This window comes from Escherichia sp. SCLE84 (assembly GCF_012584495.1).
Classification (GTDB): Bacteria; Pseudomonadota; Gammaproteobacteria; order Enterobacterales; family Enterobacteriaceae; genus ECMA0423.
On the sequence record NZ_CP051430.1, the window covers coordinates 2,536,552 to 2,559,248 of the forward strand.

Genomic DNA, 22,697 nt, shown 5'->3' on the forward strand with positions numbered 1-22,697 from the left:
TTAAACATGCCTTCGTCCTCGCATCCCGTAGAACGCTTTTCTTTCAGCACCGCGCTTTTCGGGATGCTGGTTCTGACCCTAGGTATGGGATTAGGTCGCTTCCTTTATACGCCTATGTTGCCCGTCATGATGGCGGAAGGGGCGTTTTCATTTAGCCAGCTCTCGTGGATTGCCAGCGGCAACTATGCGGGGTATCTGGCTGGCAGTCTGCTATTTTCGTTTGGCGCATTTCACCAGCCGTCGCGCCTACGCCCATTTCTGTTGGTTTCTGCCCTGGCGAGCGGGTTGTTGATCCTCGCAATGGCATGGTTGCCGCCATTTATTCTGGTGTTATTGATTCGCTTCCTGGCGGGGGTCGCCAGCGCCGGTATGCTGATTTTTGGTTCGACGCTGATTATGCAGCACACGCGCCATCCTTTTGTGCTGGCAGCTTTGTTTTCTGGCGTTGGCATTGGCATTGCACTGGGCAACGAATATGTTCTGGCAGGCCTGCATTTTGCCTTCTCCTCGCAAACGTTATGGCAAGGCGCCGGGGCGCTTTCTGGCATGATGCTGATTGCACTTACGCTTTTAATGCCCTCGAAAAAACACGCCATCGCACCAATGCCATTGGCAAAAACGGAGCAACAGATAATGAACTGGTGGTTACTGGCTATTCTGTACGGCCTGGCGGGATTTGGTTATATCATCGTCGCGACTTTCCTGCCGCTCATGGCGAAAGATGCAGGCTCACCATTGTTAACCGCCCATCTCTGGACGTTAGTCGGCTTATCAATTGTGCCAGGCTGCTTTGGCTGGCTATGGGCAGCAAAACGTTGGGGGGCTTTGCCTTGCCTGACGGCGAATTTGCTGGTGCAGGCTATCAGTGTGCTGCTTACTCTCGCCAGCGACTCTCCTCTCTTGCTTATCATTAGTAGTATCGGTTTTGGCGGTACCTTTATGGGCACGACATCTCTGGTGATGACTATCGCCCGCCAACTGAGCGTTCCGGGAAATCTCAATCTTTTAGGCTTTGTGACGCTCATTTACGGCATTGGACAAATCCTCGGCCCGGCGCTGACCAGTATGCTCGGCAATGGAACATCGGCGCTTGCCGGCGCCACTCTCTGCGGCGCGGCGGCGTTGTTTATTGCTGCGCTTATCAGCACAGTACAATTATTTAAGCTGCAAGTGGTCACTTCATGAGGAGTGTTTCCCTTACCACTCAAGAAACTCAACAGCAACCGTTGATGTCAGCCAGACCCCGTTTTCCGCTTGCCAGAAAGGGATGCCTCGTTTCGCCATTTCCTGTGCTTTGACGGTTAAGATAACCGGCGATCCGTGTCTTGCTCCCACTTTGCGTGCCGTTGCTTCATCAGCAGAGAGATGTACGTAATGACGCTCCCCTGCAATCAGCCCCTGTTTTTTTATCTCGTCAAGGAAACGGCTTGCCGTACCGTGGTAGAGAAACTGTGGCGGTGTTTTTTCGGCAAAGGAAATGGCGACCTGCGAAGTCGAATGCCCCTGAACCGCGCGGATGCACCTACCATCACTGGAATAACTAAAACGTTTTTTATCACTGGTAGCGACCACGGTATCCAGCAATGCACGGGTTAACCGCTTGCCCGCTTTTTGGGCACAAAGTATGAGCTTATCGATATCCGCCCATCCTTCACGGTCCAGTACGATACCTATCGCCTCCGGTTTGTGTCGGAGGACAAAACTTAAAAACTTGCTCGTATCCGCCAGCTCTTTTTCGTTGTACTTTGCCATCGCGTTTTCGTCCCTGGGTTTTCTGTTTTTATTTACCAATGTCATTGTCACTGGGTTTATGAATTTTCTGCAACTCAATCCTGCGCAGAACCTTTTCCACACAGCGTAATGTTTCCCCTATGCAAAAAACGCATAGCCAGAAACATACTTGCATTTTCCCCATACCCACATGGCTGATAAGGTTTTTCAGTTCCAGGAATTTTCCTGGCTCAAGCAACACACAAACACAAAAAAACAATGGGGATTGTTATGACACAACAAGGGGATGCTGTAGCCGGGGATCTGGCGACAGAAAAAGTGGGCATTAAAGGGTATCTGGCTTTTTTTCTCACCATAATCTTTTTTTCCGGTGTTTTTTCCGGGACAGACAGCTGGTGGCGCGTTTTTGATTTTTCCGTTCTGAACGGATCGTTTGGGCAACTGCCTGGTGCGAACGGAGCCACCACCTCATTTCGCGGGGCGGGTGGCGCGGGGGCTAAAGATGGCTTTCTCTTTGCGCTGGAGCTGGCACCGTCAGTCATTCTCTCTCTGGGGATTATTTCAATTACCGATGGTCTTGGTGGATTACGCGCCGCGCAGCAGTTAATGACACCTGTGCTAAAACCGTTGTTGGGCATTCCAGGGATCTGCTCGCTGGCGCTGATCGCTAACCTGCAAAACACTGATGCCGCCGCCGGTATGACCAAAGAGCTGGCGCAGGAAGGGGAAATTACCGAACGCGATAAAGTGATTTTCGCCGCATATCAAACCAGCGGTAGCGCCATCATCACCAACTACTTCTCTTCCGGCGTCGCGGTGTTCGCCTTTCTGGGCACGTCCGTAATCGTACCTTTAGCCGTCATCCTGGTGTTTAAATTTGTCGGAGCCAACATTTTGCGCGTCTGGCTTAACTTCGAAGAACGTCGCAACCCAACGCAAGGAGCGCAAGCATGACAACTCAGGTCCGCAAAAACGTCATGGATATGTTTATCGATGGTGCGCGCCGTGGCTTTACTATCGCCACGACCAACCTGCTGCCAAACGTGGTGATGGCGTTTGTCATCATTCAGGCGCTGAAAATTACCGGCCTGCTCGACTGGGTGGGGCATATCTGTGAACCCGTAATGGCGCTGTGGGGATTACCCGGTGAATCGGCAACCGTCCTTTTAGCCGCATTAATGAGTATGGGTGGCGCAGTCGGTGTTGCCGCCAGTCTGGCAACCGCTGGCGCATTAACCGGTCACGATGTCACCGTTTTACTGCCCGCGATGTATTTAATGGGCAACCCGGTGCAAAATGTCGGTCGCTGCCTGGGGACAGCCGAAGTGAATGCCAAATATTACCCGCATATCATTACGGTCTGCGTGATTAACGCATTGCTGTCGATCTGGGTTATGCAGCTTATTGTTTAACAAGGAGTTACCATGATTGATTATACCGCAGCCGGTTTTACCCTGCTGCAGGGAGCGCATTTGTATGCGCCGGAAGATCGGGGAATTTGCGATGTCCTCGTCGCTAACGGCAAAATTATCGCCGTTGCCAGCAATATCCCTTCTGACATTGTACCGGACTGCACGGTTGTCGATCTCAGCGGGCAGATCCTCTGTCCTGGTTTTATTGATCAACACGTCCATTTGATTGGTGGTGGCGGCGAAGCAGGTCCCACGACGCGCACGCCAGAAGTGGCGCTAAGTCGCCTGACGGAAGCGGGCGTTACGTCAGTGGTTGGTCTGCTGGGCACCGACTCTATCTCTCGCCACCCGGAATCCCTGCTCGCCAAGACCCGTGCGCTCAATGAAGAAGGCATCAGCGCCTGGATGCTGACCGGCGCTTATCATGTCCCTTCCCGCACCATTACAGGTTCCGTGGAAAAAGACGTGGCGATTATCGATCGTGTGATTGGCGTGAAATGCGCCATCTCTGATCACCGTTCTGCCGCACCGGACGTTTATCACCTGGCTAATATGGCGGCGGAATCCCGCGTTGGCGGTTTGCTCGGCGGTAAACCTGGCGTCACCGTGTTCCACATGGGCGACAGCAAAAAGGCGTTACAGCCTGTCTATGACCTGCTGGAAAACTGCGATGTGCCGATCAGCAAGTTGCTGCCGACCCACGTTAACCGCAACGTTCCGTTGTTTGAGCAGGCGCTGGAGTTCGCGCGCAAAGGCGGCACTATCGATATCACCAGCAGCATTGACGAACCGGTCGCCCCTGCCGAAGGTATTGCCCGCGCCGTTCAGGCGGGTATTCCGCTGGCACGCGTCACCCTCAGCTCCGACGGCAACGGTAGCCAGCCGTTCTTCGATGACGAAGGGAATTTAACCCATATCGGTGTTGCCGGTTTTGAAACGTTGCTGGAAACCGTGCAGGTGCTGGTCAAAGACTATGATTTCAGTATCAGCGATGCCCTGCGCCCGCTCACCAGTAGCGTAGCCGGTTTCCTTAACCTGACCGGGAAAGGCGAAATTCTGCCAGGCAATGATGCTGACTTGCTGGTCATGACGCCAGAACTGCGCATTGAGCAGGTATACGCTCGCGGCAAACTGATGGTCAAAGACGGCAAAGCCTGCGTGAAAGGAACGTTTGAAACGGCTTAAACGGTTGTCAGCCGCCCGAATGGACGTAGAATGCCCGCAAGGGCGGCTGACAGAGTAAAACGTAATGGATGACTGTGGTGCGATTTTGCATAATATTGAAACCAAATGGCTTTATGATTTTCTGACCCTGGAAAAATGCCGCAATTTTTCCCAGGCGGCAGTCAGTCGCAACGTCTCGCAACCGGCATTCAGCCGCCGCATCCGTGCGCTGGAACAGGCGATTGGTGTTGAATTGTTTAACCGCCAGGTAACGCCGCTGCAACTCTCAGAACAAGGGAAAATCTTCCATTCGCAGATCCGCCATCTGTTGCAACAGTTAGAGAGCAATCTGGCAGAGCTGCGTGGCGGCAGCGATTACGCGCAACGAAAAATCAAGATAGCCGCTGCACACTCTCTTTCCCTCGGGCTGTTACCGTCCATTATCAGCCAGATGCCGCCGCTCTTTACCTGGGCAATTGAAGCTATTGATGTCGATGAAGCGGTCGATAAACTGCGTGAAGGGCAAAGTGACTGTATTTTTTCCTTTCACGACGAAGATTTGCTGGAAGCGCCGTTTGACCACATTCGCTTATTTGAATCTCAATTGTTCCCTGTCTGCGCCAGTGACGAACACGGAGAAGCACTTTTTAACCTCGCGCAGCCACACTTTCCGTTACTGAATTACAGCCGCAACTCCTACATGGGGCGATTGATTAATCGCACCCTGACGCGCCACAGTGAGTTAAGTTTCAGCACCTTTTTTGTCTCTTCGATGAGCGAGCTTTTAAAGCAGGTTGCCCTCGACGGCTGTGGGATTGCCTGGCTGCCGGAGTACGCCATCCAACAAGAAATTCGCAGCGGGAAGCTCGTTGTACTGAATCGGGACGAACTGGTGATCCCGATTCAGGCCTATGCATACCGAATGAATACCCGCATGAATCCAGTTGCCGAACGCTTCTGGCGTGAACTGCGCGAGCTGGAGATTGTGCTTAGCTGACATTCTCCAGCATCGCACTACACCAACCGCCATTATCCCAGACCAGATCAAACGTTAGCGGTTCACCGTCGTGGTACAGCATTATCTCAAGGCTGATCGCCAGAGTGTGGCAGTACGCTTCTTTAAAATTAACCTGCAACGCCGCAATCCGTGGCTCATGAAATAACAGTGCAGAACGCAGCTGACGGCAATACCAGCTCTGGAGATGTTTGTCGCTCTGGTTATGCACTTGCCACTCTGGCATGCCTGAAACAAGTAATGACGGTAATGCCGAATGAGGAGAATTAAAAAGAGTGAGGAGATCGCTGCATACCGATTTACGCAGCAATGACGTTTTATTGCCTGAAATTTCAGGTAAAACAGCCTGAAGTGATTGGCGCATCATTTTGCGCACTCCTGACGTTTAGCAACATATGCGGCTTGCCCTGAACACCGGGCACCACTGTATTGATGCTCATTTTCCATAGCCATTCCCTTTTGTTCATTACATCCATGTCAGTCTGAGACAGGCCTGAATCCTGTCAGCAAAGTATAAAACCTTACTTGCCTATGAATATCTACTGACTTTTCAGGAAAAAAGTCATGATTTGATAAAAATCATCAAACTCAAAAAAAAACCGCTAGTATATTCTGAATATTCCGAATAGTTACGTAGATGAAAATACTTGTCACCGCTGCTACTTAATTCCGGTGGGAAATTATTTATTTCCGCATAATCAGTCATGTATTATTTGAAACAATTAGTTTGTAAATAATATAAATTGATAACATATCAAATACATCAAAAATACCATTCACAGGCATTATTAATATAGACATCAATATAGCAACATCAAATTCCAATTAGTAATAAGATATGCTTTTTAATTGCATGAAAATAATTTCAAATGAGCGTTTTTTGATACTTTAGAGTGTTTCCTACCCTTTAATATCACCGTGTAGAGTTGATATCACTACAACAGAAACATGCATGTCATTTGTTTACTTCTCTTTTTACTACAGAAAAATTTATCTATTTTTCTAAACATCAGTGAAATACTCCTAAAAGGTAACTATTATGTCTATGCCATTAAGCAATGCCCTTCAGAGTCAAATTATTACAGATAATCACTTCCTTCATCACCCAAAAGTCGACAATGAGTTAACACGTAAATATGAACGAGCTCGCCTGGATACGGAAAATATCTATCTTCTGCCTCTTGCTCGTGGCAATAACCATAATTACGATGGAAAAAGCGTTGTCGAAATTAGAAAACTTGATATTAGTAAAGAGTCCTGGCCATTTAATTATGTGACAGAAGCATGCAGAGAATCCGATGGTATTACAACAACAGGACGTATGCTCTATCGAAACTTGAAAATCACCTCAGCTTTAGACGAAATATATGGTGGTATATGTAAAAAGGCGCATGCTGCTACAGAATTAGCAGAAGGTTTACGGCTAAATTTATTTATGAAGAGCCCTTTCGATCCTGTTGAGGACTATACAGTTCATGAAATAACATTAGGCCCTGGTTGCAATGTTCCAGGTTACGCCGGAACCACGATAGGATATATTTCAACCCTTCCAGTTTCTCAGGCAAAAAGATGGACCAATGAGCAGCCAAGAATTGATATCTATATTGATCAGATAATAACTGTCTCAGGGGTAGCAAATTCTTCCGGATTCGCCCTTGCCGCATTACTTAATGCTAATATTGGAATGGGAAATGACCCAATAATTGGTATAGAAGCCTATCCCGGTACCGCGGAGATCCATGCAAAAATGGGATATAACGTTATCCCCGGTGATGAAGATGCGCCACTCAAACGCATGACTCTGCAACCGTCATCTCTTCCAGAACTGTTTGAATTAAAAAATGGTGAATGGAATTATATTGGTAAATAGCCACTGAGAAGAATGAGTACTAATATTCAGGTTATACAGATATTTAAACAATACCCTGCAATTTACAAAGTAATACTCATTGCGACTTCTTAATTTAAGAAAGCGCAAGGAACGTTTACCCTTGCGCTTATTATAATAAGTCAGGCGTCGACTTTATCCAGCGGCCATGAATCAAACAGATAGCCGTCAAAATAAATATCGTCAACGTTCGAGAATTCCAGCAGACGTTGCTTAACGTTTTCCAGATGCTGCCACATTGCCAGCTTCGCCGCTCGGGCATCTTTTTTGATTAACGCGGCGAGGATCTGTTTGTGATCGCCCAACCACTCTTTGCGATACAGGCTGTCATCCAGATGGCTGTGCAACTGGATCCACATTGGGTTGTTTTCCCGCCACTGCCAGGACTGACGGAACAGCTCCACCAGCATGCTGTTATGCGTTGCTTCGGCAATAGCGAGATGGAACTGCATGTCACCGCTTTCGCTGCTGCCCGGCGCACTGGAAGCCAGTTCACGCTCTTCCAGTTGCAATGCCTGACGCATTTTGACGATATCTTCGCGGGTAGCCTGCAGGGCGGCAAACTCGGCGATGTTACTTTCCAGTAACTGACGCGCCTGTAACAGCTCAAAAGGACCCGCATCATTGCAGACGTTGGCATCCGGACTGTCTGTGTTGTGGCTGCCTGAGCTATCAAGAACATAGATACCGGCACCCCGGCGCACTTCCACCAGCCCTTTGATCTCCAGCATGATCAGCGCTTCACGTACCACCGTCCGCGTGACATCAAGCATTTCTGCAATTTCACGCTCCGGCGGCAGCCGTTCGCCAGGGTTGTACGGCGTCTTTATGATCAGATCGCGGATCATCGCCCCGACTTCCTGGTAAGGTCTTTGCGCAGAGGTGGCAGATTTCATGGTGTTGTGTCCGTTAGGTGCGGTTAATCAAATTTTTGCCGGATGCGGCGTGAACGCCTTATCCGGCCTACAACGGGCAATTTTACGGCCCCCGTTAATCTCAAACTATACCATTAGCACTGGAAGTTGGCACGTACAGGTGGGCAAAAAAACGAAAACTGGTCAACCAAATATCAGTTTGATTGACCAGTAAGTCTGTAGGGTAATCAGTTAGTTACAGCGCAGCCACACACTCGCGCGCACCGCGTTCGCACAGCTGCTGATATGCCGCCGTCACTGCGCCAACAAAGTCGGCATTCTGCGGCAGATCATCGGCAAAAATACCGCTCAGGCCCAGCAGCGCTTTCACGCGGTCTGCGCCCTGATACTGCGCGTTGATCTTCTGTAACTCCGCCAGCATCGGGTCGACCACGTCAATGGCATTACCCTGCTCATCCACGCCCTGGGTGTAACGCATCCAGCCAGCCACGCCCAGCGCCAGGTGACGCCAGCTGCCGCCGTTTTGCAGGTGCAGACGCACCGGGTCCAGCAGACGCTGCGGTAACTTCTGGCTGCCGTCCATCGCAATCTGCCAGGTACGGTGACGCAGAGACGGGTTGCTGAAACGCTCGATCAGCAACGTCGCATAGGCGTTCAGGTCCGTACCTTCCGGCATCGACAGCGTTGGCGCTTGTTCCTGCATCATCAGGGAGAAGGCCGCTTTGCGATAAGCCGGGTTAGTCATGGTGTCGGCAATGGTTTCATAGCCGCCGAGGTAACCGAGGTACGCCAGAAAAGAGTGGCTGCCGTTCAGCATACGCAGCTTCATCATTTCGAACGGCACAACGTCTGCAACGAACTGTGCGCCCACTTTATCCCAGTCCGGGCGACCATTAACGAAGTTATCTTCAATCACCCACTGACGGAACGGTTCGCAGGCAATGGCGCACGGGTCGTAAACACCCAGCTGGTCAGCAATTTCCTGTAAGGTTTCTGGCGTCGCCGCTGGAACGATGCGGTCAACCATGGTGCATGGGAAGGTGACGTTCTCTTCAATCCATGCCGCCAGCTGCGGATCGCGTGCCTGAGCCAGTCCCAGTACCGCGACCTTCGCCACATGACCGTTTTCACGCACGTTATCGCAGGACATCACCGTAAACGCTTTCAACCCTTTTTCACGACGCAGACGCAAGGCTTCGACGATGTAACCAATCGCGGACTTCGGCGCAGTCGGGTTTTCCAGATCGTGCTTGATCAGTGGGTTATTGAGATCCAGCTGACCGCTTGCCGCATCAGCGCAGTAGCCTTTTTCCGTGACCGTCAGGGAGACAATCGCCGTCTGCGGACGCGCCATCGCGTTGAGAATACCTTCGCAACCGTCGATTTCCGGATGCAGCGCTTCTTTCATCGAACCGATAATTTTCAGCTCGGTGCTTTCTGCGCCTTTTTCCGCTACGGTGTACAGCAGTTGCTGTTTTTTCAGGTTTTCGATCAGCACGCGGTCGTTGCCTGGCATCAGGTTAACTTCGCAGATACCCCAGTCGCTGTCGGTGCTTTCCAGCAGATGATGGGTATACAGCGCCTGGTGCGCGCGGTGAAACGCCCCGCAACCGAGATGCACAATGCGTGATTCCAGACGAGAATGATCCCATGACGGGCGGGCAACCGGCAGATTGCTGTCAACAATAGTAGTCATCGTAAACTCCAGAATCCGTCTTCAGAGAGTGACGGCAAGGAAGAAGGAACCGGCACGGCGCGCAGCCATGCCGGTGGGTATTAACGGCTAAAGAAAGCGCGCTGGATCGCCAGTTCGACACCGCGAACTTCGGCCAGGCCTTTCAGACGACCAATTGCGGAGTAACCTGGGTTGGTTTTCTTCTTCAGGTCGTCCAGCATCTGATGACCGTGGTCCGGACGCATCGGGATCAGGTCTTCTTTGCCTTCCGCTTTACGACGGTGTTCTTCTTCAACAATCGCTTTCACCACTTCGTACATATCAACGTCACCGTGCAGGTGCGCCGCTTCGTGGAAGGTTTTCGGGTTATCTTCACGCATGGTGGAGCGCAGATGGGTGAAGTAAATACGCGGACCGAACTGCTTGATCATATCAACCAGATCGTTGTCAGCACGCACGCCGTAGGAACCGGTGCACATGGTAAAACCGTTTGCCATGCTGTTTACGGTATCAACCATCCACTGCATATCTTCAATGGTGGAAACAATGCGCGGCAGGCCGAGGATCGGGCGCGGCGGATCGTCCGGGTGAACAGCCATACGCACGCCAACTTCTTCGGCAACCGGAATAATCGCTTTCAGGAAGACGGCAAAGTTTTCGCGCAGTTTGGCTTTGTCGATATCTTTGTACAGCTCCAGGTGCTTACGGAACTGGTCGAGGGTGTACCCTTCTTCCGCGCCCGGCAGACCAGCGATGATGTTACGGGTCAGACGCGCTTTGTCTTCATCGCTCATAGTGGCGAAGCGAACAGCAGCCTGAGCAATTTCTTCTTCGGTGTAATCCGCTTCCGCGCCTGGACGTTTCAGGATATGCATTTCGAATGCAGCGAATTCGATCTGGTCGAAGCGCAGAGCTTTGGAGCCGTCTGGCAGCACGTATTCGAGGTCAGTACGGGTCCAGTCGAGCACCGGCATGAAGTTGTAGCACACGGTGCGAATGCCACACTGCGCCAGGTTGCGCAGAGTCTGCTGATAGTTAGCGATCCACTGCTCATAGTTGCCAGTGTGGGTTTTGATATCTTCGTGAATTGGTACGCTTTCTACGACAGACCACACCAGGCCTGCGTCTTCAACGATCGCCTTGCGTTTGAGGATCTCTTCTACGGACCATACTTCGCCGTTCGGGATATGGTGCAGCGCGGTAACCACGCCAGTTGCGCCCGCCTGACGGACATCAGCTAAAGAAACCGGATCGTTTGGGCCGTACCAGCGCCAGGTCTGTTCCATGATTTTTCCTCTTTCACATAGTGGGTTCCACAGCAAAGAGACGCGGAACCCTGGAGTTGTTTAGGTATCCGGATGAACAACCAGACCGCAGCCGTGGCGTTGCATCGGATGAGATGGCGTATAAGTTCTACCTTTTGGTAAGACATGTCAACCCGAATTCTGAAATTGGTTAACCACATCACAAGAATTTCACTCTCCTGGTTGTTGCTGCAAATTGCAGCAAAAGGTTATCGATGGTTATTGATCAGAGGATGTGACATTCATCGCAACAATGGTTGACCAATTTACATAACATGTCGCCCAAAATAACAACGGTTCAACCAGGTAAGGTAAAACGTTATGCATGTGCTTAACATTCTCTGGGTAGTATTCGGTATCGGCCTGATGCTGGTACTGAATTTGAAGTTCAAAATCAATTCAATGGTGGCTTTGTTGGTGGCGGCGCTGTCCGTCGGGATGCTGGCGGGCATGGATTTGATGTCGCTGCTGCACACTATGAAAGCGGGCTTCGGCAACACGCTGGGGGAACTGGCTATCATCGTGGTGTTCGGTGCGGTCATCGGTAAATTGATGGTCGACTCCGGCGCGGCTCACCAGATAGCGCATACGCTGCTGGCGCGTCTCGGTCTGCGCTATGTACAGCTGTCGGTGATTATCATCGGCTTGATTTTTGGTCTGGCGATGTTCTATGAAGTGGCCTTTATCATGTTAGCGCCGCTGGTTATTGTTATTGCCGCCGAAGCTAAAATTCCGTTCCTGAAACTGGCGATCCCGGCAGTAGCAGCTGCCACTACCGCACATTCACTGTTCCCACCGCAGCCGGGTCCGGTGGCGCTGGTGAATGCTTATGGCGCGGATATGGGGATGGTTTATATCTATGGCGTACTGGTGACGATCCCAAGTGTAATCTGCGCAGGTCTGATCCTGCCGAAGTTCCTCGGCAATCTTGAGCGCCCAACGCCATCATTCCTGAAAGCAGATCAACCGGTAGATATGAATAATCTGCCCTCTTTCGGCGTTTCGATTCTGGTGCCGCTGATCCCGGCGATCATTATGATCTCTACCACCATCACCAATATCTGGCTGGTAAAAGATACCCCTGCCTGGGAAGTGGTTAACTTTATCGGTTCCTCGCCGATTGCAATGTTTATTGCGATGGTGGTTGCATTCGTACTCTTTGGCACCGCACGTGGTCATGACATGCAGTGGGTGATGAACGCTTTTGAAAGCGCGGTGAAGAGTATTGCAATGGTGATTCTGATCATCGGTGCGGGTGGCGTGCTGAAGCAGACTATCATCGACACCGGCATTGGCGACACCATCGGCATGTTGATGTCCCACGGCAATATCTCGCCCTACATCATGGCATGGCTGATCACTGTGCTAATTCGTCTGGCGACGGGTCAGGGTGTCGTTTCGGCGATGACCGCCGCCGGGATTATAAGTGCTGCAATCCTAGATCCAGCAACTGGTCAGCTGGTTGGCGTGAATCCGGCGCTGCTGGTACTGGCGACGGCTGCGGGTTCCAACACCCTCACCCACATTAACGATGCATCTTTCTGGTTGTTCAAAGGTTACTTTGACCTGTCAGTAAAAGACACGTTGAAAACCTGGGGTCTGCTGGAGCTGGTCAACTCCGTGGTTGGGCTGATTATTGTGCTGATTATTAGCATGGTAGCGTAAAAGGACACCAGAGCCTGCCAATGGCAGGCTCTGACTGATGACAAAGTCTAAAAATGTGCCCAGACAGTCCTCTCGCCCCTCTGGGGAGAGGGTTAGGGTGAGGGGAAAAGACCAGCAAAGTGCGCTTTGTTTATGCCAGATGCGACGCTAACGCGTCTTATCTGGCCTACAAAGGGCTAACGTGCAGGTTTTTAGCTTCAGGTAATATTGCGTACCTGCATTAGCAATGCCCTGTGATTTCTTTATTGATAAACAAAAGTCACGCCAATAATCGATTGCACATTCCCTGCAGTCACCTGCCCTCCGGTACGTGCGTAATTTGCCGTTAATCCCAGACTTACCGCCGAAGTCCCTACTGCTCCTAACGATACCGTGTTATTCGCTGGAATAATCGTACCGTTGCGCGTCAACTGTACGCCGACGCCCTGCGCTGGTGAAAACGACGCGGTATTGGTGAAAATCGAGTTGCCCGCATCTGCGGTTGTGCCGGAGAGGTAATACCCCAGGTTTTGGCTTTTCGCACAATAAACGGTAAGAGGAATTGGCACTGAACCAGGGTAGTCCGGCAGAGTAACGGTGACATCACGAGCAGAAACATCGCAGCCGCCAGTAGGCACCACCACATCATTATTGGCGTAAATATTCCACACAAACTGGAAATCATCGCTGTTATAGTTGTTGGTCTGTCGCAAAATAAGCACGGCAATTAATGAGCCAGCTTTAATCGCCACCCCGCCCGCACTGCTCACAGGCGTCAAATAAAGCGCCACCGGCCACGGCTTATCCGTTCTCGAATTATAAACAACCCGCGGCGTTTCGCTGGTGGTCGGAAATGGATAGCTACTGCCACTATATTTTACGGTCCCGGAAAAATTAGATAACACGCCGCCATAAGCCGAGCCTCGTTGCAGTGTGACATAGTCTGTAATGGTTTCCGGATAATCGTTATGGCAAAAGATTTGCGTCGAAAGATCCACGACCAGGTTTTGCCCCACATTCACGGCAGGCGCAAGGTTTACATAAACATTAGCGCTGCCACCGCCAATAGGGATAGCGGTACCATTGGCGGTTTTACAGGCGAATGACCAGGCATTTACCGACCAGCCCATCAGCAGTACAGCAAACAGGGTAATAACTCGTTTCATTACAATTATCTCTTCGGGTTCAGCTGTAGGTATAGGTGATGCTAATCACTGCCTGAATGGTTCCCTGAGTGGCTCCGCCATTTACCGTCAATGCTCTGACCTGTAACGGGAAGTGCGCTGATTGTGAGGAATCATCCACCTGAACTGTTTTGGTTGCGCCAGTATTCAATGTGTTGCCACTGTCATCCTGTAGCTCTAACTGGATGTTTTGCGCGGTCCCCTGGTTTTTATAATATCCGGTACTGTCGGCTGCCCCGCTGAAGCTGGCAGTGACCCTCGACGTTCCCACCGGACAATTAGTCAACTCAAGCGCAACATCATGCCAGGCCGATGCCGCCCCGGCAGACATCAGACTGAAAGAATAAAGATCGCCGAGATCAACCGTGGCATTGGTGGTGGAAACCGTGCACGGTTTGGCGACGACCTTACCGTTCACCGTGATGGTGACATCGGCTGCCTGTATCGTCGCACTTGCGAGCGCCAATATTGCCGCCAATAAATACCCACGTTTGCGCCATTTCATGAGCATCTCCAGTTACTGATATTCAAGAGTGAAGGTAGCCGTGGCATTGATATGCCCCGCAGTGACAGGCACCTGTGTCGCCATTAGCCGGGCGTAAAAATTCAACGTATTTGGTTTACCCGGCGTCAGGGTCGTCCACGAAATCGCGGACGATGGAGCATTAAGGGGTATCTGATTTTGCTGCTCATTCAGAAGCTGTATTCCCAGTCCCGAAGCCGCTGATACCGTATTTTCAAGTGCAAGCAGGTTGGCATTGTGGCTATCTGCAACGCCGGTAAACCCAACCTTTACGGCAGAAACGGCGTTACCACAGGGTGACAGCAAAATACGAAATGGAACGACAGGAGTCGTTGCGCCAATGTTGTTAAATTGCTTCGCCGCGTTTTCCATCAGATCAACAGTAAAATTGGTTGATTCAGCGGCCACACTACAGCCGTTATCTCTGACATAGCCGCGGATAGTAATCGTGCTATCCGCAGCCAAAACGCGACTTACCGCCAGCCACAAAAAAGCGCACAGAAGATAAAAAGGTTTGTTTCTCATCACGCCCTCCTTAACGACATTCAGCTGATAGCTGGGTTAATAACTGCTGCTGACTCTCTGGTGGCAGTTGATAATTGGCGATACAGTGAGCATTTTCCTCTTCTCCCCATTTCACCTGAACTTTTCCCGCTAAAGGCATTCCGCTGAGGTAAACCTGACCATTATCCGCAACAATGCCGCTACTCTGGCTACTCTCTGATGTCACCATCGCCCCAAACGGCAGCGGCTTATTATTGTGGGTTAGCGTCATGAGCAGTTTTATCCCAACGCGCGCTTTAAACTCTGCTCGCACGATCGCCCCACGAGTGGGAACAACGTTAGCGACCGCGTTATCTAAATCGACGTTATCAGCCAGGGTATTGGTATCCAGCGCCACTCTATTTTCCCGATATTCAGTGGCATAAGGCAGCACGGCATAACCACGCCAGTCGGTACGCACCCCCGTCTGGTTTTCGACTTTTGCATCTTTTGCGCCAGGCGCTTTAACAAGCACCACCGTATCGTTTAACGGCTGCCCCAGCGTTACGCCATTGGCATGAGCCAGTACCCCACCGCTGACTCCGTAATAGAGCTGCTTAATATCATCACTATGGCTGTAACCGATATTGGCATTGCCGTAACCACCGCGATAATTCAGCGTGGCGTAGCCTGTGCTTCCGCTATTACCATCGCCTCCCCCGGCATAGCCGGTTTGCACGCTATAGCTGAGGTTGTTGTCTTCCAGCAACGTACCGTATACACCAGCCAGATTGGTCATTCGACCGTTGAGATCGTGTGACATGCTGTAGCTGGCACTGGCATGTCGCCACTGAGATTTACTGTCAGAACGCAGCCAGTGGCTGAAAGGAATATTGACGTTAAGCGCTAACATCTGATCACGTCCTTTTTGCCAGGCGTTTTTCGTCAGGCTATAGCTGAGCGTCCAGTTGATATCTTCGAACGCAGTATTTAATCCAGCCTGGAATTGCTCATCGACATTACTCGTTCCCCAATAAGTTTGATGGCTACCACTCAAATACAGTGTTGATGAGCGCCCGAGTTGCTGAGTAACGGTGAGTTGTAATTTCCCGCGTTTGTTATAAGCGAGGTTGTAATAGTCGGTGAATTTCGGCTTAACCTGAATAACTCCGTCCTGTGTTTCGATGTTGTAGCCATTCATTCGACTGTATGTTGTATCAGCGAAATTAAAATATCCGCTGGTCGAATAACGGTAACCCACTAACTGAATATTCGTGCCTGACTCATTGAGCGATTTGTTATAGAGAAAACGCACCGATTGTCCGTCATGCTGACTGTCATCGGGAAGTGTGGAATTAGCCTGCGTCATATCCACAGACAGAGCGCCCAGTGCCCCCATGTTTTTCCCGATACCGAAATTAAAAGCACGATAACGATCCGCCAGTTGCGTTCCACCATATATTGTCCAGCCAGCCGGAAGGCCGTGGAGTAATGTACTCTGGAAAAAGCGGGGTTTTTCCTGCTGCGCATTTCCACTACGGTATTCTCCTGCCGTAATGGAATAACGAGTATGCCCTTCACGTTGCAAAAGCGGGACTGACGAATAGGGTACGGTAAAAATCTGCGTGCTGCCGTCAGCCTCTTTGATCGTTACCTGCAAGTCACCACTATTACCTGCGGCATAGATATCGTTGATGGTAAAAGGCCCCGGTGGCACCGTACTATTATAAATGTCATACCCATTTTGTTTAATAGTGACCTGTGCAGTACCACGAGCAATACCGTGGATCACCGGGGCAAATCCTCTTTGGCTATCGGGTAACATATTGTCATCTGAGGCCAATTGTGCGCCGCGAAAGTTAATACCATCGAAAATATCGCCCTGAGTATAACCATCACCCAGCGTCAGCCGGGAACGTAACGGTATTATGTCTCGCTCAAGCCAGGTATTGATATGCTGCCATTTATTTTTGCTACCTGATGATCTGTCGCTACTGTTATAACTCCAGGTGGTATTGTCGCGTAAACGCCACGCACCAATATTTAACCCACTCTGTAGGTTTAAATATGCATAATGGCTGTTACCCCCAATCCGATTCTGTACACTATTTCCGCTGAAATTATAATTGAGCAATCCGGCATTAATACCGGGATCCCATAACTCAGGAGGAATATAACCACGCGCGCGATTACTCATAAATGCCTGAGGGATCGTCAGGTTGAGTCGCTGCTGACCAACATCTAAATGCGCAGTAGCGTCATGGATTATTGAGGTTAATGGCACGCAGGCATCATCCGCCAGCAGATTCATACCGGAGACAGAAGCCGTATTCAGCCCCATACTGGCAAGTTGCGCGCGTGTCAGGCAGGGAACAATCCCTTGTTCGCTGTCGCCCGTATTAAATGTGACATCACGCGTTGCCATATAACCATTATTCAAATAGATATCGACACGATACGTCCCTGGCGGTAATTCTTGCCCATTTTCAAAACGCGATAAATCAGCCACAGCCTGGGGATCATCCGCTAAAAAGCGCGGGTTAAAATAGAGTTCGGCAGATGACAAAGGTGCCTGTGCGGCAAAAGCACAGGCAACAACGAGCCGGACAAAAAAACCAGCCAAACGATGCTTACGAATATGCAAGCATTGTGTGTTTCGCTGGTAAAGTCTTAAATTCAGATATGACATTATTCCTCCGGTTTAAAATCACCCGGCAGTCAATTCTTTTTATTCAGGCGAAAAATTCCCCCTGCGTTATTCCATTACGCCCGTCATTTTGGGGGTAAGTGCGCCATAATCATTTATTGTTCGGTAAGTAATATTGCTTCCCGCATCAGAAGGCAATTTAACCGTGCTTTCGCCCATTGGAGGCACCAAGGCATTTTCAAGAACCCGGGCTCCGGCATTCAACTCTGTTACCGTCAGGTAATAGGGTGTCGGGTTAATCAGCGTCAGAGAATTCGCGCTACGACAAAATCTTAATTTTTCTGCGGCCTGATCGGGTGGCAACGCTAATTTAGCCGGGCGATAGTACAGTTTAATGCGGCTGATAATTGCGAGCTGTAGCGTATTCTCAGTCAATTTTGATTTATCCATTGACGGAATCGCTTTAACATTCATCCAGAATAAACTTTCCCGATCCTGTGGCAATTGGTTATTTGTTGCATCAAGAATACGTAAGGTATTCTCTTTTTTTCCCTTCATCGCAAACAGAGGAGGCGTCACGATAAAACGACCATCCTTTACACCATCGGCATTTTCCACCCATGATTGAATTAAATAGGTACTATTTTCATCATTATTTGTCACGGCAAGTTGCACTTGTTTTTGCCCTGCCGGATAAATTACGCGAGTCGCACCTAAGGCCACTCCTGCTTCAGCGCGTCCGGCAACCATCATTGCCATGAACATCAGGATACCTGCCAGCAAGCAGAATGTTATTTCCTGCGATTTCCTTACATTGACGTTTTTATTACTCACTGTCCTGTTCCTGTTATCACATTATCTGCTGAACAATTACTGATAGGTTAAAGAGAACCAGGCCTGGGCATTGGCGATGCCGCCAGTAACCCGACGCCCGGTAGCACGATATTTGGCGATGAAATGTAGCGAAGTAGAGCCTGAGTAAAGCCGTTTCCAGTTTGCTGGAGGACGATTAATCGGTACGAGGTTTCCTTCATCATCAAACAACGCTACGCCAATATTGGTGGCTATCCCTGGCCCCTCTCCCACGGAAAGCACATCCGGATTTTTACCATCCGCGACACCGTGAAACGCCACACCTACACGTTCACTCACCACCGTGCTACATTCCCGTAAATGAATAACAAAAGGCACCGGTGCGCTATCTTCCCCTACCGCATGAAACCGGTTACTGCTGATTTGCCCCATATTGACCGTCATTTGTTTATCACCGGCTTCAATCCGGCAAGTTTCCGCAATAATGACGCCCTGAAATTTCATATTTCCGCCGGGCAGCGTGGTATTCCATTTATTTCCGGCCAGAGCAAACATTGGCAGCAACGACGCTAATAGAAATAATCTCTTCCTTTTCATCGTTATTTTTATCGCACAAGGGTGGGCATCCCTGCCCGTAATGACGTCCCTGAACCTGGGTAGGTTATTGATACTGAACCTTGAAGGTCGCATCCGCATTAGCTGCGCCAGGGGTTGCGGCACCGGTTGCAAAATAACGCGCCTGGAACGGAATGGTGTTGGTTCCGTTATTCAGGGTTGTTTGTGCACTAAATGTCGCACCGTCCAGCGCCAGCGCAGCGCCCGTTCTGTCCAGGATCTGCACACCAACTTTTGTTGCGCTACCCGCAGCTGAACTCTGCAAAGCTAATACGTTAGGATGAGTGCCATCAATTGCGGTACCAAGGAAGGCAATAGCTGCTTTGTCTGCAACAGTAGTGTCACAATCGTTCAGTTGAATGTTAAAACCGACAGCAGAACTGGTTGCTCCTTCTTGTGCCAGCGATGCGGTACGAACCTGTCCTAACTGAACGGTTTGATCAACAGAGCCTGCATCAACTGCGCAAGCGGCATTAACAACTTCCCCTTTAAAGTGAACGGTCCCACCATTTACCGTCGTAGTATCGGCCAGAGCCGCTGCGGAACTGAGGGACAGAGCCGACAGAACAACGATTGCCAGAGTTTTAATTTTCATGCTGCTTTCCTTTAAAAAACTATTTCTAAATCGACATGGGCAGTCGTTCTGTACACTTTGTTTTGTCAACGAGTTTGACTGCCAACACTGCACAGTTTTCCCCCAAAAGATGAAACATTTGGGGCCATTTTGACTCATAGAGGAAAGCATCGCGCACAAACTTTTTCAGTTTATTTGTTGGCTTAATATTCTATTGTTATCTTTATTTATAGATTTTTATATTGCATGAGGTGGTTTTTGGAGAGAAGAATGAGGAAGATGCGTCGAGCCACAGAAACGTTAGCTTTACATATAGCGGAGGTGATGTGAAATTAATTTACAAGAGAAATAATTTACATATCAAACAGTTAGATGCTTTTTGTCGTTTTTTAATATTTTTATGCTTGAGAAAAAATACGTAACTTATTTATGATATGGACAGTTTGGCCCCAATTGTCTTGTATTTATTTGTTTTTTAACTTTATTATCAATAAGTTAAATCAAACCTCTTCTCTTTTTAATTTTTCGTTTATGAGATTATTTCTTTCCCATAGTCCGGCAAAACGAGCAGCATTACTGGCGGTATAACGTACAGTATGGCGAATATTTCGATGCCCGAGATAATCCTGAATTAAACGGGTATCGGCACCACGCTCCGCCAGTTCATAACCACAAGCATGCCTTAACATATGAGGATGAGTCTGCGTTACGGTTCCAGCTTCAATACCGGCATCGCGAATAATGCGATAGGCCTGCTGGCGAGAAAGCCGACTCCCGCGGCGAGAAATAAATATAGCGTCGGTCCGGTCAGCGCCTTTCCAGTTAGCACGTTCCTGGGTCCAGCGTTCCACGGCTTCACGCTCATCAAAACGTAACGGGTGAACGGTAGAAAATCCGTTCTTCAGTCGGCGAATATTTATTCGACCTTCATTAAGGTCAAGATCCTGATAATGCAGATCAAGCAGTTCACTAATACGCATCCCATGCCGATATGCCAACAGAATAAGACAATAATCTCTGGCTCCCGTTGCCCCGTAACAAACCGCCTGCATCATGGCCTGAACTTCTTTACCGGTAAGATAACGACGTTTACTCACAATAGTAGTGCTCCTAACTGAGATATATTTGAATGAATACCTATAGGAAACCTCAATCGGTCAAAATTAGCCCAATAGATAAAAAGATAACCACACACGAAGTGATGTGGCTATCAGTCAATTACATTAAATATCATACAAAAATAAAATATCACTGATGTGACAACATCTATTTTCATTGATTTGATTCAATATAACAATAGATTGCAGTGGATTAACTTCCAGTTGCTTAAAAAATAAAGAAAAAAGTGCGGAAACAGGAGAATTTAAGTGATGTGTAAATTTATGAATGATTTTGTTTATTTATTTTGAAGAACATAAACCATTGTATTTTGTATGGATATGGTTAACTTAATGTTTATTATGATAATTAAGAATCACACTTACAATAACATCAATTAATAAATGGTTAATCATTTTTGATATATCGTAAGAATAATGTAGTTTTTAACACCATCCCTGGTATCTCAACTATCTCTATAAAACAGCGTGACGCTGTCGTCCTCTTGCTCTATCCCAGATGCCGTAAAAACGCCCTGCATTGCTGGCGGTATACCAGACAGTATGACGAATATTGCGATGCCCAAGATAATCCTGGATAAGTCGCGTATCTATTCCCATATTCGCCAAAGCAAAACCACACGAATGGCGTAACATGTGCGGATGAATCTCCAGTGACAACCCGGCATTACCACCGGAAGTCGAGATAATATGGTAAAACTGTTGCCGAGAAAGCGGATTCCCCTTACGCGATAAAAATACCCACTCGCTCTCAGCATGCGGGTACGAAGTACGGATACTCAACCAGTTTTTTAGAGCCTGAACTTCTTTGTTCAATAGCGGGTGCGTTGTTGAAAAGCCTTTTTTTAATCGATGGATATATATACACTTTGCCTTAAGATCAATATCCGAAATCCTCAATCGACAAATTTCACTCGCCCGGAAACCATGAATAAAACAAAGCAAAGTCAGACAATAATTACGTGCTGCATGAGGCCCGGTATTTGCTGCTTTAAGGAGTGATTCGATTTCACTATGGGTCAGGAAGTTCCTTTTTTTGTTATCAGCCTTATTCTTCATCGTTTTCCCTTATAATTACAGACGCGCACTAGCTGTGCTGGGTTAGCAATAATCCAACATTTTAATCCTGATTATGTTTATAAAAGCGAACGTTTGCTTAATAACTAACGTAAGTGGACCAGTTCTTCTGAGTGAACTTAAATAGAGTAGCAACAGTTAATTATAATAACGTTGCCATACAAACGCCATGCTCTTGCATGCTATGTACCTTTATATATTTATCAATCGGATACGAATCTAATAATAACCCTCATCATTAATGCAACTAATCTTATCTATATATCATGTGATATGTTCTGTAACAAGTAAAATCAACATAAAAAATTCAGCAAAATTTAATATTCGTTCAACTAGCCGTCTCACATATGACATTATTAGTCAACTCCATTTGCCACAAAATGGCTATTTCATGGAGCTCAGTAATTTCTTAGTGGCTATTATCAAGCTAATTCTTAGGTCCCTAGCGATTATTCCTGGCTGGTTCGTCAGTTTAGGCCATGAGATTGTTACATTCCTTTTTATCCTGGAGATATGGGGGAACGCAGGCGACGCTTTTTCATCTACATCCGTTGGTAACTATGGCTTTGGTCACTACGACTTAAACCTTCCTCAATCACAGCTATTCGCCGGGCGATACGGCAAACAAACTAAGTGAAACATCATCCTGAAAACACCAACATCAACAAGCCTCTCCAGATCGACATCAGGAGTGACCAGTTACAAGCCACAAACCAAGAAACATATTTCATGATGAGAATTATGCTCAGCCTGATGGCGGGTAAACCCTTATTTTCACCAAGCTCACTGAGTTAGCTTGCAAAGCTTTCTTTGTTTAGATTCTAAATAAACTATTTATAAAACAGATAGTTAAAAGAAGATCTTTAGTTTTTGAAGACCACCGCAAGTGTTCGTCTGGCTTCACATGGCATCTGCCTCTTAAAAAAGATCGACATATTTTGTGACACGAATTGCA

General features: G+C 48.6%; 23 protein-coding genes. 7 read left to right on the plus strand and 16 right to left on the minus strand.

Annotated elements, in window-relative coordinates:
* Window positions 1-6: 6 nt before the first annotated feature.
* Entirely contained in the window at window positions 7-1,185 is a 1,179-nt protein-coding gene (locus tag HGD79_RS12435; protein WP_001141192.1) for an MFS transporter, read from the plus strand.
* A gap of 12 nt (window positions 1,186-1,197) precedes the next feature.
* Here the strand turns inward: HGD79_RS12435 and kptA are convergent, their stop codons facing one another.
* A complete protein-coding gene (gene kptA, locus HGD79_RS12440; protein ID WP_001151854.1) occupies window positions 1,198-1,752 on the minus strand; it encodes an RNA 2'-phosphotransferase in 555 nt (184 codons plus the stop codon).
* Between the two features lie 249 nt (window positions 1,753-2,001).
* On the opposite strand from kptA, the gene HGD79_RS12445 reads away from it, so the two are divergent.
* From HGD79_RS12445 to hypT, 4 genes are all read left to right on the plus strand, one after another.
* Window positions 2,002-2,685, plus strand: a complete 684-nt coding sequence (locus HGD79_RS12445; RefSeq protein WP_001341297.1) for a nucleoside recognition domain-containing protein — start codon at window positions 2,002-2,004, stop codon at window positions 2,683-2,685.
* Window positions 2,682-3,143 (plus strand): YjiG family protein, encoded by a 462-nt coding sequence (locus HGD79_RS12450; protein WP_168848407.1) that lies wholly within the window; start codon window positions 2,682-2,684, stop codon window positions 3,141-3,143. Before HGD79_RS12445 ends, HGD79_RS12450 begins: the two co-directional genes overlap by 4 nt.
* A 12-nt stretch (window positions 3,144-3,155) precedes the next feature.
* Window positions 3,156-4,328 carry a beta-aspartyl-peptidase gene (iadA, locus tag HGD79_RS12455; protein ID WP_000568417.1) on the plus strand — a complete coding sequence of 391 codons (1,173 nt, stop codon included), beginning with the start codon at window positions 3,156-3,158 and terminating at the stop codon, window positions 4,326-4,328.
* A gap of 64 nt (window positions 4,329-4,392) precedes the next feature.
* Entirely contained in the window at window positions 4,393-5,304 is a 912-nt protein-coding gene (gene hypT / locus HGD79_RS12460) for a hypochlorite stress DNA-binding transcriptional regulator HypT (RefSeq protein ID WP_000340740.1), read from the plus strand.
* Here hypT and iraD read toward each other — a convergent pair.
* The 3 genes from iraD to ytiD form a co-directional block, all read right to left on the minus strand.
* Window positions 5,297-5,689, minus strand: a complete 393-nt coding sequence (gene iraD, locus HGD79_RS12465; protein WP_000986208.1) for an anti-adapter protein IraD — start codon at window positions 5,687-5,689, stop codon at window positions 5,297-5,299. The genes hypT and iraD overlap by 8 nt on opposite strands.
* Window positions 5,686-5,769 (minus strand): iraD leader peptide IdlP, encoded by an 84-nt coding sequence (gene idlP, locus HGD79_RS12470; RefSeq protein WP_120795393.1) that lies wholly within the window; start codon window positions 5,767-5,769, stop codon window positions 5,686-5,688. The genes iraD and idlP overlap by 4 nt, the downstream gene beginning before the upstream one ends.
* 115 nt (window positions 5,770-5,884) lie before the next feature.
* Window positions 5,885-6,028 carry a protein YtiD gene (gene ytiD / locus HGD79_RS26865; protein WP_275452586.1) on the minus strand — a complete coding sequence of 48 codons (144 nt, stop codon included), beginning with the start codon at window positions 6,026-6,028 and terminating at the stop codon, window positions 5,885-5,887.
* A 333-nt stretch (window positions 6,029-6,361) separates the two neighbouring features.
* Between ytiD and HGD79_RS12475 the strand changes: the two genes are divergently transcribed.
* Complete coding sequence (locus HGD79_RS12475; protein WP_000062558.1) at window positions 6,362-7,192, plus strand: DUF2686 family protein; 831 nt, start codon at window positions 6,362-6,364, stop codon at window positions 7,190-7,192.
* 140 nt (window positions 7,193-7,332) lie between these two features.
* On the opposite strand, the gene uxuR is transcribed toward HGD79_RS12475, so the two are convergent.
* From uxuR to uxuA, 3 genes are all read right to left on the minus strand, one after another.
* On the minus strand, window positions 7,333-8,106 hold the full coding sequence (gene uxuR, locus HGD79_RS12480) for a Uxu operon transcriptional regulator (RefSeq protein WP_000833686.1): 774 nt from the start codon (window positions 8,104-8,106) through the stop codon (window positions 7,333-7,335).
* A gap of 214 nt (window positions 8,107-8,320) precedes the next feature.
* Complete coding sequence (locus tag HGD79_RS12485) at window positions 8,321-9,781, minus strand: fructuronate reductase (RefSeq protein ID WP_168848408.1); 1,461 nt, start codon at window positions 9,779-9,781, stop codon at window positions 8,321-8,323.
* A gap of 80 nt (window positions 9,782-9,861) precedes the next feature.
* On the minus strand, window positions 9,862-11,046 hold the full coding sequence (gene uxuA / locus HGD79_RS12490; RefSeq protein WP_001717218.1) for a mannonate dehydratase: 1,185 nt from the start codon (window positions 11,044-11,046) through the stop codon (window positions 9,862-9,864).
* A gap of 339 nt (window positions 11,047-11,385) precedes the next feature.
* Here uxuA and gntP point away from each other — a divergent pair, with 339 nt between their 5' ends.
* Window positions 11,386-12,729, plus strand: coding sequence for a gluconate permease GntP (gene gntP, locus HGD79_RS12495; RefSeq protein ID WP_114401000.1), 1,344 nt, complete (start codon window positions 11,386-11,388; stop codon window positions 12,727-12,729).
* 242 nt (window positions 12,730-12,971) lie between these two features.
* Here gntP and fimH read toward each other — a convergent pair whose 3' ends face one another.
* The 9 genes from fimH to fimB form a co-directional block, all read right to left on the minus strand.
* Entirely contained in the window at window positions 12,972-13,874 is a 903-nt protein-coding gene (gene fimH / locus HGD79_RS12500; protein ID WP_000832227.1) for a type 1 fimbria D-mannose specific adhesin FimH, read from the minus strand.
* Between the two features lie 19 nt (window positions 13,875-13,893).
* Entirely contained in the window at window positions 13,894-14,397 is a 504-nt protein-coding gene (fimG, locus tag HGD79_RS12505) for a type 1 fimbria minor subunit FimG (RefSeq protein ID WP_000872005.1), read from the minus strand.
* Between the two features lie 12 nt (window positions 14,398-14,409).
* Window positions 14,410-14,940, minus strand: coding sequence for a type 1 fimbria minor subunit FimF (fimF, locus tag HGD79_RS12510; protein ID WP_001244838.1), 531 nt, complete (start codon window positions 14,938-14,940; stop codon window positions 14,410-14,412).
* A 10-nt stretch (window positions 14,941-14,950) separates the two neighbouring features.
* Window positions 14,951-17,587: a fimbrial usher FimD gene (gene fimD / locus HGD79_RS12515; protein WP_137465036.1), complete on the minus strand. Its 2,637-nt coding sequence runs from the start codon at window positions 17,585-17,587 to the stop codon at window positions 14,951-14,953.
* Between the two features lie 66 nt (window positions 17,588-17,653).
* Window positions 17,654-18,379 (minus strand): type 1 fimbria chaperone FimC, encoded by a 726-nt coding sequence (gene fimC / locus HGD79_RS12520; protein WP_168848409.1) that lies wholly within the window; start codon window positions 18,377-18,379, stop codon window positions 17,654-17,656.
* A gap of 36 nt (window positions 18,380-18,415) precedes the next feature.
* A complete protein-coding gene (locus tag HGD79_RS12525; protein WP_000824092.1) occupies window positions 18,416-18,955 on the minus strand; it encodes a fimbrial protein in 540 nt (179 codons plus the stop codon).
* Between the two features lie 64 nt (window positions 18,956-19,019).
* Window positions 19,020-19,568, minus strand: a complete 549-nt coding sequence (gene fimA, locus HGD79_RS12530) for a type 1 fimbrial major subunit FimA (RefSeq protein ID WP_000695535.1) — start codon at window positions 19,566-19,568, stop codon at window positions 19,020-19,022.
* A 479-nt stretch (window positions 19,569-20,047) separates the two neighbouring features.
* Window positions 20,048-20,644, minus strand: a complete 597-nt coding sequence (gene fimE, locus HGD79_RS12535; RefSeq protein ID WP_000044711.1) for a type 1 fimbria switch DNA invertase FimE — start codon at window positions 20,642-20,644, stop codon at window positions 20,048-20,050.
* A gap of 477 nt (window positions 20,645-21,121) precedes the next feature.
* On the minus strand, window positions 21,122-21,724 hold the full coding sequence (gene fimB / locus HGD79_RS12540; RefSeq protein WP_000790583.1) for a type 1 fimbria switch DNA invertase FimB: 603 nt from the start codon (window positions 21,722-21,724) through the stop codon (window positions 21,122-21,124).
* Between the last annotated feature and the right edge of the window lie 973 nt (window positions 21,725-22,697).

Excerpts from the sequence above, each read along its gene's own strand:
- HGD79_RS12435 (WP_001141192.1), top strand. The coding sequence starts at position 7 with ATGCCTTCGTCCTCGCATCCCGTAGAACGCTTTTCTTTCAGCACCGCG.
- kptA (WP_001151854.1), bottom strand. The coding sequence starts at position 1,752 with ATGGCAAAGTACAACGAAAAAGAGCTGGCGGATACGAGCAAGTTTTTA.
- HGD79_RS12445 (WP_001341297.1), top strand. The coding sequence starts at position 2,002 with ATGACACAACAAGGGGATGCTGTAGCCGGGGATCTGGCGACAGAAAAA.
- HGD79_RS12450 (WP_168848407.1), top strand. The coding sequence starts at position 2,682 with ATGACAACTCAGGTCCGCAAAAACGTCATGGATATGTTTATCGATGGT.
- iadA (WP_000568417.1), top strand. The coding sequence starts at position 3,156 with ATGATTGATTATACCGCAGCCGGTTTTACCCTGCTGCAGGGAGCGCAT.
- hypT (WP_000340740.1), top strand. The coding sequence starts at position 4,393 with ATGGATGACTGTGGTGCGATTTTGCATAATATTGAAACCAAATGGCTT.
- iraD (WP_000986208.1), bottom strand. The coding sequence starts at position 5,689 with ATGATGCGCCAATCACTTCAGGCTGTTTTACCTGAAATTTCAGGCAAT.
- idlP (WP_120795393.1), bottom strand. The coding sequence starts at position 5,769 with ATGGAAAATGAGCATCAATACAGTGGTGCCCGGTGTTCAGGGCAAGCC.
- ytiD (WP_275452586.1), bottom strand. The coding sequence starts at position 6,028 with ATGACTGATTATGCGGAAATAAATAATTTCCCACCGGAATTAAGTAGC.
- HGD79_RS12475 (WP_000062558.1), top strand. The coding sequence starts at position 6,362 with ATGTCTATGCCATTAAGCAATGCCCTTCAGAGTCAAATTATTACAGAT.
- uxuR (WP_000833686.1), bottom strand. The coding sequence starts at position 8,106 with ATGAAATCTGCCACCTCTGCGCAAAGACCTTACCAGGAAGTCGGGGCG.
- HGD79_RS12485 (WP_168848408.1), bottom strand. The coding sequence starts at position 9,781 with ATGACTACTATTGTTGACAGCAATCTGCCGGTTGCCCGCCCGTCATGG.
- uxuA (WP_001717218.1), bottom strand. The coding sequence starts at position 11,046 with ATGGAACAGACCTGGCGCTGGTACGGCCCAAACGATCCGGTTTCTTTA.
- gntP (WP_114401000.1), top strand. The coding sequence starts at position 11,386 with ATGCATGTGCTTAACATTCTCTGGGTAGTATTCGGTATCGGCCTGATG.
- fimH (WP_000832227.1), bottom strand. The coding sequence starts at position 13,874 with ATGAAACGAGTTATTACCCTGTTTGCTGTACTGCTGATGGGCTGGTCG.
- fimG (WP_000872005.1), bottom strand. The coding sequence starts at position 14,397 with ATGAAATGGCGCAAACGTGGGTATTTATTGGCGGCAATATTGGCGCTC.
- fimF (WP_001244838.1), bottom strand. The coding sequence starts at position 14,940 with ATGAGAAACAAACCTTTTTATCTTCTGTGCGCTTTTTTGTGGCTGGCG.
- fimD (WP_137465036.1), bottom strand. The coding sequence starts at position 17,587 with ATGTCATATCTGAATTTAAGACTTTACCAGCGAAACACACAATGCTTG.
- HGD79_RS12525 (WP_000824092.1), bottom strand. The coding sequence starts at position 18,955 with ATGAAAAGGAAGAGATTATTTCTATTAGCGTCGTTGCTGCCAATGTTT.
- fimA (WP_000695535.1), bottom strand. The coding sequence starts at position 19,568 with ATGAAAATTAAAACTCTGGCAATCGTTGTTCTGTCGGCTCTGTCCCTC.
- fimB (WP_000790583.1), bottom strand. The coding sequence starts at position 21,724 with ATGAAGAATAAGGCTGATAACAAAAAAAGGAACTTCCTGACCCATAGT.